Here is a 12254-nt window from a genome sequence, read left to right on the forward strand (position 1 = left end):
TGAAGCCTTCGGTTGCGGCAAAACAAATAGCATTCCGCATGAGCTGCTATAATGGATTTGCAAGACTTCGCGCCGCGCCGGACCCGCGGCCAGCCGCGCGTCCCCGACTAGGCCCTTCGAATCCCTCGACAGTCGTTCGCGGTATGAAATCGCGCCTCCCGCCACATTTGTTAACACGAAGTTAACCAGACCCGTTCGAAGTTAGAGACCGGATTCGATTTGGACCCGGTCACTTCAAGATGCTGTTCCAGAACCTTTCGCCTTCACCGGCGCTTGCGATCACGCAATTTTCCGACATCGACGCCTTCCGGCCGGTCGAGTTTGTCGCCGACGCGCGCAGCGTCCCGCTGAACCTCGCGAATTTCCACACCGCGCGTGCGACGGTGCAGTTGCCGGGATGCCAGATCAACCTGCTCACCTCGTTTCCCCGCATTCTCGATGTCAGCTACCGCGCGGCGCACGGCGTCGTCATATTCCAGATCGAGGACGCCTACGAAGTCTCCGTCAACGGACTGTCCGTGAATCGTCCGGCCTTTGTCGGCATGCGCGGCAATGCGGATCTGCAGTTCGTCGAACCCCGCGGATCGCTGCACGTGATCATCACGCTTGGAGGCGGCCTGCGGGATCGGGAATGGTTCGATAGGCCGGACGAGCTATGCCCGTTCACGCCGGACGCGGATGCGCTGGCGACGGTCAGATCGGTCACGTCTGGTATTCTGCAGACGGCTTCCGCCAGACCGGATCTATTGCAGGAGCCGTGCTCGGCGCTTGCCATCCAGGAAAACCTGTTGCTCGCCATCGACGAGATGTTCCGCCGCAGCAGGACGCCGGAACTGACGTTCCGGCTTGCAAACCGGAACTATTGCCGCCTCGTTCGCATGGTCGACGAATATGTCGCCTTTCATCCCGCCTCGGCGATCTACAGCGCCGACCTCGCCGAACAATGCGGCGTGTCGGTCAGAACGCTAGGCACGGCAATGGCGAGCGTTCGCGGCATGAGCCTGCATCGCTATTTGCGTCTCAAGCAGCTTTGGTCGACCCGCGCACAACTCGTGAAGGGGTCAGATGCCATCACCGTGACGTCATGCGCCCGGGCCAACGGGTTCCATCACATGGGCGAATTTGCCAAGCTTTATCGCGCAACGTTCCAGGAAACGGCGTCACGCACATTGGCCCGCGCGCGAGGGACTGACTGATTCTTGCCACAATGTGGCGTGCTTATCCGCTCGCCTTCGGAAGGTGCACTTAGAATCGCTCCAGCATGGTGCGCGCATGCGAACTTTGGCGTTGAATTTCTTCAATAATTTCGACGACATAGCGTTGTGTTCCATCGGTCACATCCATCGGATAAGCTCACAACGCCAGCGGGAACATCGAGCAATTTCGGCGTGACAGCGCTGCCAAAATGATGACAATCGACTCAATCAAAGTTCCCAAGAATTCGACTGGAGAGTAACGTCCGTGATCGCCTCACGTGCATCTTCGTTTGTTGTTGCCGCCATCGGGGGCCTCGTCGTGCTGGCGCCCGTGCGCAGCGACGCGCAGTGGTGGCGTAGCGCACCTGTCGATTTCGAATCCTGCGCCGATGTCGCCGAGAAGGCGAGCACCAAGGAAGAAAAGACGGCGAAACTCGCCGAGTGCAACGCGAAATTCGCCGGCCGACGCAAGCCCGGTGGCGGCTACACCTACTATGATTTCATGCAGGACCGGACCTTCGACATCGCAGGCCCCAACCCGACGCCGGAAGAGCAGAAGAAAATCGACGAGCAATATACCGCCTATCTCGAGCGCGAGCGGCGCAATCACCTCGCCGCGGCACAGGCGGCCAAGCAGGAACAGGCGCAGGGAATACAGCAGGTCTCGCTCCGCACCGAGCAGCCCCCTCCTCCGCCGGTGGAAACCGAAAAGGTGCCGATACCGGTGGCAAGCCCGGTCAAGCAGGCGGCGCGCATCAAGGCTGCCCACTGCGCCAAGAACCAATTCTCGTGTGAATGGCCGCGGCTTTCAGAGAGCATCAACGGACTGAAAAGGCTGCTCAACCCACAACAGCAGCAGGCGCAAACCAAGCAGAAGAAGGGCTAGATATTTCTGTCGTCCCTGCGAACGCAGGGACCCATAGCCACTGGCTTCAATTGTCTTGAGATGACGTCTGCCGTTTTGCCCTATCGATAGATCACGCGGTATGGGTCCGTGCGCAATTGCGCACTAGGCAGGGACGACGTGGGGGAGACTTCGCATCAATCCGTGATCACCATCGTCCAGAACTTCCGGATCAATGCGAAGGCACCTTCTTGCCGCGGCGCTTTAGGGCAGGTTTGAGCGCAGGCGCGAGAGGCGTGCGCTGCGCCGCCCGCTGCTCCTGCAGCCTCGCTTCATAGCCCGGCGACGGCGTCGCCGTCGGCGGCACGGCGTGGGCGGGGGTCGGCGACGCCCACCCGGCAAGGGCAACCGCAATCAGCGCCAGACAAGTCCGTTTCATTCGCATCTCCCTCGCGTCCATTCTAGAGCGTTTTCCAGCGAAGTGGGCACCGGTTCGCGTCAAGAAAACGCGTCAAACCAAAAATCTAGAGCCCCGTTCCGATTCCATCGGAACGGAATAGGCTCTAGGGGCCCGCCAGACCGGCGGCAATTCAAGGCACGCGCGTCCGCTCAGCCCGCGCGAATCTGCTCGGGTGTCAGGCCGGGCGAACCCTTGGCGTCGCGCTCGGCCTGCCGAATCAATTCCACGATCCGGCGCGACAGCGGCACCTGTAGCCCGCGACGCTCGGCGATTTCGGTGATGACGCCCTGCAGATAATCGATCTCGGTGCGGCGGCCGCGCTGCAGATCTTCCCACATCGACGAGCGCGCCTCGGGATCGATCTTCATGGTCCGCCCCAGCAACGCTTCGAAGATCGGGTCCGGCAGGCGCAACAGCGACGGCATCCAGGCGGGCGGAATCGGCGTCGGCGAGACCGGCTTGATGCCCTCGGCCCGGATCGCCGCCAGACCCTCGGCGACCTGGTCGGCGAACAATCGTCGCCATGGCCGTGAGCTGAGTTGCCGGCGTAGCGGCAGATCGGCCAGTGCATTGAGCGCGTTGTTGAGATTGAGCAGCAACTTGCCCCATTGCACGCCGTCGATGTTGCCGGTCGGCCGCATTTTCAGGCCCGGCACCGACACCTTCTCCGCCGTGCGCGCCTCATCCTGCTCGATGACGATGTCGCCGGAAGTGGCGCGATGAAACCGCCCCGCGCCGAGCGCAATCACGTTGAACGGCACCATGCCGCCAAGCACGCGCCGTCCCGGCAGGCGCTGGCGAAGGACGGCTGTATTGCCGACGCCGTTTTGCAGGCTGACGATGACGGCATCCGATGGTGCGTGCCGCGCGATGACATCCGCCATGGCGGCCGTATCCGCACTCTTGACCGTGACCAGCACAACGCCGGCGTCCTCAAAAACGGAAGGATTTTCCGACAATGCGAGCTGATCGCGCGTGATGGTCTGGTCAAAACCTTCAAAACTCGTCGGCCGCAGCCCGTCTGCTTCGATTTCGGCTATCACGCGCGGACGCGCCAGCAGCGCAATGCGGCGGCCGCCTGCCGCCAGCATGCCGCCGACGAAACAGCCGATGCTGCCCGCCCCTGCAATCCCGATCGTCCGGCCCGAAACCATTTCGCACTCACCGCGTTGCACCCGGCTTCGAATAGCAGAGCGCGCGGACCGCGCCTACCAGAGGTGGTAGTGACCGGGCCGCGCCTTGTAACCGTCATGGGCCACCGCTATCTTCTGCGCGGGGCGACGCGGAGGAAACGATCATGGGCTTACTCGACGTACTCAACGGCATGATGAACGGCCCGCGCGGTCCCAGCGGCCGCGGCGAGCAGCGCGACAGCGGCGGCGGAATGTCGCCGCTGACCATGGCGATCCTGGCGCTGCTGGCCTGGAAAGGCATCAAGCATTTCGGCGGCAGTCAGACCGGCTCCGCCCCGCAACCGGCGCCCGCGCCCGGTAATGTCAATGCCGGTCTGCCCGGCGGCGGCGGACTGAGCGACATGCTCAAGGGCGGATTGGGCGGGCTGCTCGCAGGCGGCGCAGCCGGCACTATCCTGAGCGGCGGCCTCGGCGACCTCCTGAATCAGTTGCAGCAGAAGGGCCTTGGCGATCAGGCCGACTCCTGGGTCAGCAACGGTCCCAACAAGCAGGTCTCGCCCGGCGATCTCGCCAACGCGCTCGGCGCCGACGAGATCGATCAGCTATCGTCGCAAAGCGGACTATCGCGCGACGATTTGCTGCAAGGCCTCAGCCAGTATCTACCCGACGTCGTCAATCATTTGACGCCAGACGGACGACTGCCGAACGATAACGAATTGTCGGAACGGATTTGACGCCGTTTAAGCGGCGCGGTCCGCGCCGCTCTCTGCTTCATCATCCACGCATCGGAGAGCGACAGCCATGAGCGGCATTATCTGGATCATCGTCGTCGGCTTCGTCGCCGGCATTATCGCGCGGATCCTTTCGCCGGGACAGAACAACCCGACCGGTTTCATCCTGACCACGGTGCTCGGCATCGCCGGCGCGTTTCTGGCGACCTTCATCGGCCAGGCGATCGGCCATTACGGCCCCGAACAGGGCGCCGGGTTCATCACCGCCACCATCGGCGCGCTGGTGGTGCTGTTCATCTGGAACAGGCTGGTGGCGCGCGGCGTGATATCGGATCCGGGGAATAGGTGACGGCGTAGCCGTCATCCCGGGGCGATGCGAAGCATCGAACTATGGTGCGCAATTGCGCACCTGAGGATCTCGAGATTCCGGGTCTGGTGCTAGCGCACCATCCCGGAATGACGGCCTCCAATCATCACAACACCAGATGCATCCCCGCATCCATCCGCACGAACTCGCCGGTCATGTTGCTCGACGCGGGCGACGCCAGGAAGCACACGAGCTGCGCGATATCCTCCGCCGTCGATGCGACCTTCAGCGGCACTTTCGCGATCACGGCGTCGCGCACCGCCTTGGCGCCGGCCTCGCCGCGGCCCTTGGTGAACCAGGGCGTATCGATATAGCCGGGACACACCGTATTGACGCGGATCAACGGCGCCAGCGCGCGCGCCAGTGATTGCGTCATGGTGTTGAGCGCGCCCTTGCTCGCGGCATAGGCGACGGAAGAACCGCCGCCGGAAATGCCGGCGACCGACGACACGTTGACCACGGCGGACGGCAGGCCGGATGCTTTTGCGCCGGCCTCGAGCAGCGCGCGCGCAGCGCGGATCATCTGGAACGGGCCGATCGTGTTGACGGCGTAGATGCGCTGGAAGTCTTCGGCCGAAAGCCCGTCGAGATCATGATGCGGCACATGCTTGGTGGTGCCGGCATTGTTGACCAGCACATCGATACGGCCCCAGGGTGCTGCGGCAGCCGCGATCTTCCTGCAGTCTTCATCGCGCGACACGTCGCCCTGCACGACCACGATTTCGGCGCCGGCGCTGCGGCAGAGATCGGCCGTGGCTTCAGCTTCCGCCTTGCTGCTGGAATAATTGACGACGATGCGCGCGCCGCCCTTTGCCAGCATGCCGGCGGTTGCGGCCCCAAGACCCGAGGCAGACCCGGTGACAATCGCGCACAAACCATCCTTCGACATCCGCATTTCCTTCTGTATCTTTTGGCTGGGTTTCGAACCGCCCGTTCTTAGGTCGAGGGCCTACCATATCGCGCGACAAATGGCGTGCAAACTCGGGAAGTCCGCTCAGCGGAATTTATTCTTTGCCGCACGATCATCATGCCGCCGTCGCAGGCCGCCCTGCGGACAGCGCTTGTCACGGCTATGGCTTTTGCCCATCATAAAGCGCAAGAAAAGACCGCAGCCGACCCGGCAATATCAGTTGGGATTGGCATGCCAATTTCAAATCGAGGAACGCTGTGGCGGAGAGTGAGAACATCGTTGCCGAGACTGCGGAGAAAATCTTCGCCGATCTCGCCGACGCCCAAACCATCAACCGCGACAAGAGGGGCGAGTGGAAAGCGCCGCTCTGGCAGGCGCTAACGGACTCCGGCCTGCCTTTGTCCTGGGTGCCGGAAGATTGCGGCGGCTCTGGCGCTTCGCTCGCTGAAGGTTTCAGCGTGCTCAGCGCGGCCGGACGCTTCGCGGTCGCGGTGCCGCTCACTGAGACCATGCTGGCAGGCTGGCTGCTGGCGCAGGTCAGGATTTCTTCACCCGGCGGCGAGATGACGGTGGTGCCCGCCAGCCCAAAGGACCGGATTACCATCAACGCCGACGGCAGCCTGTCGGGCAGGGCCCGCGGCGTGCCGTTTGCCAAGGCCGCAAAGCACTTCGCGGTGCTCGCAAGCGATGCGAACGGTGGCAGCCTCTCGATGGCGCTGGTCGATGCAGCCAAGTGCCGGATCGAGACCGGGCTCAATCTCGGCGGCGACCCGTCGGATGTCGTGACGCTGGACAAGGTACAGCCGGTCGCGATCAAGCCCGCGCCCAAAGGCTTCGACCAGACCCGGCTGATGCTGATGGGCGGCGTCGCGCGATCCCTGCAGATCGCGGGCGCGCTGGAATCGATGCTGGAAATTTCCGTGCGCTATTCCAACGAGCGCGTCGCCTTCGAAAAGAAGATTTCGAAATTCCAGGCGGTGCAGCACAATCTGGCGCGGCTCGCCGGCGAGTCGGCGGCGGCGCTCGCTGCCGCCACCTCGGCAGCAGACGCCATCGCCAACGCAACTTCGTTCGACGACGAAGTATTTCTTGAGGCGGTGGCGGCAAAAATCCGCTGCGCGGAAGCGGCGGAAAAAGGCGGCGGCATCGCCCATCAGGTGCATGGCGCGATCGGCTTCACCGTCGAGCACATCCTGCATCGCTATTCGCTGCGCGCGCTGGCCTGGCGCGACGATTTCGGTTCCGAAAGCTATTGGGCGGTCGAACTCGGCAAGCTCGTAGCCGTCCGCGGTGCCGATGAATTGTGGCCGCTGGTCGCCTCGCGCTGACATCAACACCGATTTGCCTGGCTTTAGAAGTCGAGACCAACAATGACCGCAGCCCTTCGTTTCGATCCGATCCGCCTGCCGAGCGAATGCGAGCAGTTGCGCAAGGAAGTTCGCGCCTTCCTTGCCGAGGAAATCGCTGCCGGCACCTTCGATCCGCACCAGCCGAACCGCGAAGACACCGACGTGCCGGAATTTTCCCGAAAAGTCGGCGCGCGCGGCTGGCTCGGCATGACCTGGCCGAAGAAATATGGCGGCCACGAGCGCTCATTCCTGGAGCGCTATGTGGTGACCGAGGAGATGCGCGTCGCGAACGCGCCGACGCGGCGCTTCTTCGTCGCCGACCGGCAGAGCGGCCCGGTGCTTTTGAAATACGCACCGGAGAATATCAAGATGGACATCCTGCCGCGGATCTGCCGCGGCGAGATCTGCTTTGCGATCGGCATGAGCGAGCCGAATTCCGGCTCCGACTTGTTTGCGGCCAAGACGCGCGCGACCAAAACCGATGGCGGCTATCTGATCAACGGCACGAAGATCTGGACATCCTCGGCCCATATCGCCGACTACATGATCGCGATCTTCCGCACCTCGCCGCCGACCAAGGAGAACCGCCGCCACGGCCTGACGCAGTTCCTGGTCAAGATGAAGCAGCCGGGCATCCAGGTGAATCCGATCGGCCAGATCACCGGACAATATGAATTCAACGAGGTTGTTTTCACCGACCATTTCCTTCCCGACGATCACGTGCTCGGCGAAGTCGATGGCGCCTGGAAGCAGGCGACCTCGGAGCTCGCCTATGAGCGTTCCGGCCCCGAACGCTTCCTCGAAACCTATTACGTGCTGACCGAACTGGTTCGCGCCGTCGGCAACAACCCGGACACCCGCAGCGCCGAGGGCATCGGCCGCCTGGTGGCGCAGGTCCACACCATGCGGCGCATGTCGGTGTCGGTGGCGGGCATGCTGCAGGCCGGCAAGGAGCCGGTGGTCGAGGCGTCGATCGTCAAAGACATCGGCACCATCTGGGAGCAGCAATTGCCCCATCGCGTGCGCGAGCTTGCCGCCTTTGTCGAGGAAACCGCCACCAACCGCGAGACGCTGGAGAAGCAGCTGTCATTCGCGATCAAGACCGCGCCCAAGCTGACGATCCAGGGCGGCACCACCGAAGTGCTGCGCGGCATCATCGCCCGCGGGCTTGGTCTGCGCTAATTCAATGAGGAAACCTGATGACCAAATACACTGATATCGGCGTCGAGAAGCACGGCCATGTCGGCCTGATCGAAATCCGAAAGCCGCCCCTGAACTTCTTCGACGTCTCGCTGATCAACCAGATCGCGGACGCGCTGGAAGAGTTCGACAACGACATCGAAATCCGCGCCTCGGTGCTGGCAGCCCAGGGCAAGGCGTTCTGCGCCGGCGCCGACTTCTCCGATCCGAAGCGGCAGGAGCAGGAAGCGAGTGCGCAGAACGATCCGGCGGCCAATCTGCCGATCAACCATCTCTACGTTCAGGCGGTGCGCATCTTCCGCAACAAGAAGCCGATCGTCGCGGCCGTGCACGGCGCCGCCATCGGCGGCGGTCTCGGGCTGGCGGTTTCAGCAGATTTCCGCGTCACCTGCCCCGAAGCGCGCTTCGCCGCCAACTTCACCAAGCTTGGTTTCCATCCGGGCTTTGGCCTGACCGCGACGCTTCCCGAGCTGGTCGGCAAGAACAATGCAGAACTGATCTTCTACACCAGCCGCCGCGTCACCGGCGAGGAAGCCACCAAAATGGGCCTCGCCAATGTCTGCGTGCCGCAGGATCAGGTGCGTGCGGAAGCCATGAAGCTCGCCGCAGAGATCGCCGAGTGCTCGCCGCTCGGCCTGATCTCGACCCGCGCCACCATGCGCGCCGGCCTCGCCGACCGCGTGATGGCCGCCACCAACCACGAACTCGCCGAACAGACCAAGCTGCGCGCGACGGAGGATTTCAAGGAAGGCGTCAAGGCCACGGCCGAACGCCGCGCCGCGAATTTCAAGGGGCGGTGATTTTTACTCAACTCTCTCAACGTGTCGTCCCTGCGAAAGCGGGGACCCACACGCCGCGGCCCGCGTAAAGGGCACGCGGGTGGACACCTTCCTTCATCACGTAATCCGGTGATTGTGGGTCCCCGCGTTCGCGGGGACGACTCGTGGCGAGATCACGGCCGCGTTCGCAGGGACGACGTGTTGATAGATCTCGCTACGCCACAAGCCTAAACGTCACCCCGCAAAGATCGAACGTATCGCCGGACACCTTGCAGCCCTTCGCCTTCGCGGCATCGCGCACTTTGGCGATATCGGCGACCCTGAACGTCACCCCGCTCATCAGATCGCTGTCGCCCTTGACGAAGCGGAGGCTGGCGTTGGGCAGCTTCAATTCGGGCTCACCGCTCGCCCCCTTGCTGACGGCTACACCCAAAATCTTCCCCCAATGCTCCGCGAGCCCTTGCGGATCGGGGCTGTGCATCTCGACTTCCGTCAGCGCCAGCGTCACGTCTTTCCGGATCGCCGTCTGCCAGTCCGGCCCCGCCGGCGGATAGGGCCCCAGCACATCGTCGCTGCCGTCGGTGTGGTTGAATTCGATGAACGCGGCGCGGCAATCGCGCGGGTGCAGTTGCACGCCGTGGTAGGGCGCGTGCGTGATCACGTTGGCGGTGCGCACGCCCAACCCGTTGGCGCGCTTGCCACGTGCGTCGGGATCGTCGCAGCAGAAGATCGCCATGTAGCCGCCGCGGCCGCCGGTCTTGTCGAGAAAACGCCCCGCCGCAGTGCCCGGCTGGGTCGGCGCCACCACCTCCAGCAAAATGGTGTCGACCGGCAGCAGCGCATTCTCCAGCCCGTATTTGGCGACGTTGCCGTCGCGGTAACAGACGTTGAGGCCCATGATCGCGGAAATGTCCGAGATCACCGGTGCCAGATGCGGCGCCACCAGGCAGATCTGCCGCAGCCTGAGATATTCGGCCATATCAATGTCCCTGAAAGACGGGCTTGCGCTTCTCGACAAAGGCTTTTGCCGCTTCCTTGTGGTCGGCGGTGTCGCCGGAGCGCGAGTGGTGGATGGCTTCAGCGTCGAAACAGGCTTCCAGCGACATCGTCTCGGCATTGTTGATGTTGCGCTTGATGTAGCCCAGCGTCACCGACGGTCCTTGCGCCAGCGACATCGCAAGATCGTGCGCCTCGGCGTCGATATCGGCGTCGGGCACTACCTTGGTCACCATGCCGAGATTGTAGGCCTCCTGCGCCGACAGCACCGGCGACATCAGATAAAGCTCACGCGCCTTGGCGCTGCCGAGCATCTGGGTCAGGAAATAGGTGCCGCCGTAATCGCCGGACAATCCGACCTTCGCGAAAGCTGTGGTGATCTTGCAGGAGGCGCTGGCGATGCGCATGTCGCAAGACAGCGCGATCGAGAGCCCGGCGCCCGCGGCGGCGCCATCGAGCTGCGCCACCACCGGCTTCGGCATCTGGTGCAGGATGCGCGAGACTTCCATGCCGCGGCGCAGATTGGCCATCTTGGCCTCGAAGCCGAGCGGCGCCCTGCCCTCCGCCATCGATTTGACGTCGCCGCCGACACAGAACGTCCCGCCGGCGCCCTTCAGCAGCACCGCCCGCACCTCGTGATCCTCAGCCGCGCGCCGCGCCGCCTCGACCAGCCCGCGCGTCATGTCCGGATTGAGCGCATTGCGCCGGTCGGGGCGGTTCATGGTGATGGTGAGTAAGCCCTGCTCGAGTTTTTGGAGGACCATTTCATTTACGCTCATGGGATGGTGCTTTCGTTGTAGTTGCGTTTTGGATTCTGACCGTCCCGTCATTGCGAGCGAAGCGAAGCAATCCATACTTTCTTTGCCGCGCGATGGATTGCTTCGTCGCTTCCGCTCCTCGCAATGACGAGGAAACAGCGCGCTATTTTTTAACCAAGGGGCAGCGCGAGGCTTCCAGCGGCTGGAACGACTCGCTACCTGGGATGGTGGCCAGGAGCTTGTAATAGTCCCAGCGCGCCTTCGATTCAGACGGCTTTTTGACCTCGAACAGATACATGTCGTGCACCATGCGGCCGTCCTCGCGGATCTTGCCGTTCCTGGCGAACATGTCGTTGACCGGCGTCTCCTTCATGACCTTCATGACCGCCGCCGCATCCGTGGTGCCCGCGGCCTTCACGGCTTTCAGGTAGTGGCCGACGGAAGAGTAGACGCTGGCCTGTGCCGCGGTCGGCGGCCGCTTGACGCGCTCCTGGAAGCGCTTGGAGAACGCACGGGTCTCGTCGTTGAGATCCCAGTAGAAGGCCTCCGCAAGTAGCAGCCCCTGCGCCGTCTCCAAGCCGACGCTGTCGATGTCGGTCACGAAGATGAGCAGCGGCGAGAGTTTTTGACCACCGCTCTTGGTCAACCCGAATTCCGCGGCCTGCTTGATCGCGTTGATGGTGTCGCCGCCGGCATTGGCAAGGCCCACCACCTTCGCCTTCGAACTCTGCGCCTGCAGCAGGAACGAGGAGAAGTCCGAGGTGTTGAGCGGATGCTTGACGCTGCCGAGCACCTTGCCGCCGGCCTTGACCACCACGTTGGTGGTATCCTTTTCCAGGTCCTGGCCGAAGGCATAGTCGGCGGTGAGGAAGAACCAGGTCTCAAACCCTGACTTGACGGTGGCGAGCCCGGTGACGTTGGCCTGCGCAAAGGTGTCGTAGGAGTAATGCACGGTATAGGGGCCGCAGGCCTCGTTGCTGAGGCGGATCGAGGCCGGGCCGCTATACATCACGATCTTGTTGCGCGCTTTCGCAATCTCGCCGGCGGCCAAGGCGGTCGCGGAAGCCGCCACGTCGTAGAGCATCTCGACACCCTGATTGTCGAGCATGTCGCGCGCGATGCTGGCGGCAAGGTCGGCCTTGTTGAGATGATCCGCCGCAACGATCTCGACCTTGCGTCCCAGCACCTCGCCGCCGAAATCCTCCACCGCCATCTTCGCCGCGGTCTCGCTGCCCGGTCCGGTGATATCTGCGTAAAGCCCGGACATGTCGAGGATGCCGCCAAGCTTGAGCGGCGGCTTGCCCTGCGCCAATGCCGCACTCGCCGACATCGCCAGCGCGGCGGCGAAAATACCTGTCATTGCTCTCTTCACGGAGGCCTCCCTGCTCACGCGCCGCATTGACTGCAGCTTTGAAAATTTTGCTCGCCGCGATCATGCCGCATGGGTTCAACAGCGGCAAGGCATAGACGTTTTCCGTTAAACGGAATGATCCTGTAGGATGGGTAGAGCGCAGGCAGTCCATAGGATGGG

13 protein-coding genes are annotated in these 12254 nt (G+C 63.2%); 7 read left to right on the forward strand and 6 right to left on the reverse strand.

Translation table 11 applies throughout. The annotated features are described in order from the left end of the window. Positions 1 to 239: 239 nt before the first annotated feature. Positions 240 to 1196, forward strand: a complete 957-nt coding sequence (locus GWE18_RS21005) for a helix-turn-helix domain-containing protein (RefSeq protein WP_275187613.1) — start codon at positions 240 to 242, stop codon at positions 1194 to 1196. Between the two features lie 265 nt (positions 1197 to 1461). Continuing rightward, positions 1462 to 2082, forward strand: a complete 621-nt coding sequence (locus tag GWE18_RS21010; RefSeq protein WP_275187614.1) for a hypothetical protein — start codon at positions 1462 to 1464, stop codon at positions 2080 to 2082. 190 nt (positions 2083 to 2272) lie between these two features. Here GWE18_RS21010 and GWE18_RS21015 read toward each other — a convergent pair whose 3' ends face one another. Both GWE18_RS21015 and GWE18_RS21020 read right to left on the reverse strand, forming a co-directional pair. Continuing rightward, positions 2273 to 2479 (reverse strand): hypothetical protein, encoded by a 207-nt coding sequence (locus GWE18_RS21015; protein ID WP_275187615.1) that lies wholly within the window; start codon positions 2477 to 2479, stop codon positions 2273 to 2275. A gap of 170 nt (positions 2480 to 2649) precedes the next feature. After that, on the reverse strand, positions 2650 to 3654 hold the full coding sequence (locus tag GWE18_RS21020) for a 2-dehydropantoate 2-reductase (RefSeq protein ID WP_275187616.1): 1005 nt from the start codon (positions 3652 to 3654) through the stop codon (positions 2650 to 2652). Positions 3655 to 3797: 143 nt separating this feature from the next. Here GWE18_RS21020 and GWE18_RS21025 point away from each other — a divergent pair, with 143 nt between their 5' ends. Further along, complete coding sequence (locus GWE18_RS21025) at positions 3798 to 4367, forward strand: YidB family protein (protein ID WP_275187617.1); 570 nt, start codon at positions 3798 to 3800, stop codon at positions 4365 to 4367. Between the two features lie 67 nt (positions 4368 to 4434). Further along, a complete protein-coding gene (locus GWE18_RS21030) occupies positions 4435 to 4713 on the forward strand; it encodes a GlsB/YeaQ/YmgE family stress response membrane protein (RefSeq protein WP_057901440.1) in 279 nt (92 codons plus the stop codon). A gap of 124 nt (positions 4714 to 4837) precedes the next feature. Here GWE18_RS21030 and GWE18_RS21035 read toward each other — a convergent pair whose 3' ends face one another. After that, positions 4838 to 5620, reverse strand: coding sequence for an SDR family NAD(P)-dependent oxidoreductase (locus GWE18_RS21035; protein WP_275187618.1), 783 nt, complete (start codon positions 5618 to 5620; stop codon positions 4838 to 4840). 278 nt (positions 5621 to 5898) lie between these two features. On the opposite strand from GWE18_RS21035, the gene GWE18_RS21040 reads away from it, so the two are divergent. From GWE18_RS21040 to GWE18_RS21050, 3 genes are read left to right on the forward strand one after another with little or no spacing between them, the layout of a single operon-like run. Beyond that, positions 5899 to 6969 (forward strand): acyl-CoA dehydrogenase family protein, encoded by a 1071-nt coding sequence (locus tag GWE18_RS21040; protein ID WP_275187619.1) that lies wholly within the window; start codon positions 5899 to 5901, stop codon positions 6967 to 6969. 42 nt (positions 6970 to 7011) lie between these two features. Further along, positions 7012 to 8172, forward strand: a complete 1161-nt coding sequence (locus GWE18_RS21045; protein ID WP_275187620.1) for an acyl-CoA dehydrogenase family protein — start codon at positions 7012 to 7014, stop codon at positions 8170 to 8172. 17 nt (positions 8173 to 8189) lie between these two features. Beyond that, the gene (locus GWE18_RS21050) at positions 8190 to 8990 is read left to right on the forward strand and encodes an enoyl-CoA hydratase/isomerase family protein (protein ID WP_275187621.1); all 801 of its coding nucleotides are present in this window, start codon (positions 8190 to 8192) and stop codon (positions 8988 to 8990) included. A 193-nt stretch (positions 8991 to 9183) separates the two neighbouring features. On the opposite strand, the gene GWE18_RS21055 is transcribed toward GWE18_RS21050, so the two are convergent. The 3 genes from GWE18_RS21055 to GWE18_RS21065 all read right to left on the reverse strand — a co-directional run bounded on the left by GWE18_RS21055 (position 9184) and on the right by GWE18_RS21065 (position 12095). Further along, positions 9184 to 9948: a hypothetical protein gene (locus GWE18_RS21055; RefSeq protein WP_275187622.1), complete on the reverse strand. Its 765-nt coding sequence runs from the start codon at positions 9946 to 9948 to the stop codon at positions 9184 to 9186. Between the two features lies 1 nt (position 9949). Continuing rightward, a complete protein-coding gene (locus GWE18_RS21060; RefSeq protein ID WP_275187623.1) occupies positions 9950 to 10744 on the reverse strand; it encodes an enoyl-CoA hydratase in 795 nt (264 codons plus the stop codon). A 142-nt stretch (positions 10745 to 10886) separates the two neighbouring features. Beyond that, entirely contained in the window at positions 10887 to 12095 is a 1209-nt protein-coding gene (locus GWE18_RS21065; RefSeq protein WP_275187624.1) for an ABC transporter substrate-binding protein, read from the reverse strand. Positions 12096 to 12254 lie beyond the last annotated feature (159 nt).

The organism is Bradyrhizobium sp. CSA112 (assembly GCF_029051645.1).
Lineage (GTDB): Bacteria > Pseudomonadota > Alphaproteobacteria > Rhizobiales > Xanthobacteraceae > Bradyrhizobium.

What these genes read in the sequence shown, in the direction of transcription:
- GWE18_RS21005 (WP_275187613.1), top strand. Translation starts at nt 240, where the DNA reads ATGCTGTTCCAGAACCTTTCGCCTTCACCGGCGCTTGCGATCACGCAA.
- GWE18_RS21015 (WP_275187615.1), bottom strand. Translation starts at nt 2,479, where the DNA reads ATGAAACGGACTTGTCTGGCGCTGATTGCGGTTGCCCTTGCCGGGTGG.
- GWE18_RS21020 (WP_275187616.1), bottom strand. Translation starts at nt 3,654, where the DNA reads ATGGTTTCGGGCCGGACGATCGGGATTGCAGGGGCGGGCAGCATCGGC.
- GWE18_RS21025 (WP_275187617.1), top strand. Translation starts at nt 3,798, where the DNA reads ATGGGCTTACTCGACGTACTCAACGGCATGATGAACGGCCCGCGCGGT.
- GWE18_RS21030 (WP_057901440.1), top strand. Translation starts at nt 4,435, where the DNA reads ATGAGCGGCATTATCTGGATCATCGTCGTCGGCTTCGTCGCCGGCATT.
- GWE18_RS21035 (WP_275187618.1), bottom strand. Translation starts at nt 5,620, where the DNA reads ATGTCGAAGGATGGTTTGTGCGCGATTGTCACCGGGTCTGCCTCGGGT.
- GWE18_RS21045 (WP_275187620.1), top strand. Translation starts at nt 7,012, where the DNA reads ATGACCGCAGCCCTTCGTTTCGATCCGATCCGCCTGCCGAGCGAATGC.
- GWE18_RS21050 (WP_275187621.1), top strand. Translation starts at nt 8,190, where the DNA reads ATGACCAAATACACTGATATCGGCGTCGAGAAGCACGGCCATGTCGGC.
- GWE18_RS21055 (WP_275187622.1), bottom strand. Translation starts at nt 9,948, where the DNA reads ATGGCCGAATATCTCAGGCTGCGGCAGATCTGCCTGGTGGCGCCGCAT.
- GWE18_RS21060 (WP_275187623.1), bottom strand. Translation starts at nt 10,744, where the DNA reads ATGAGCGTAAATGAAATGGTCCTCCAAAAACTCGAGCAGGGCTTACTC.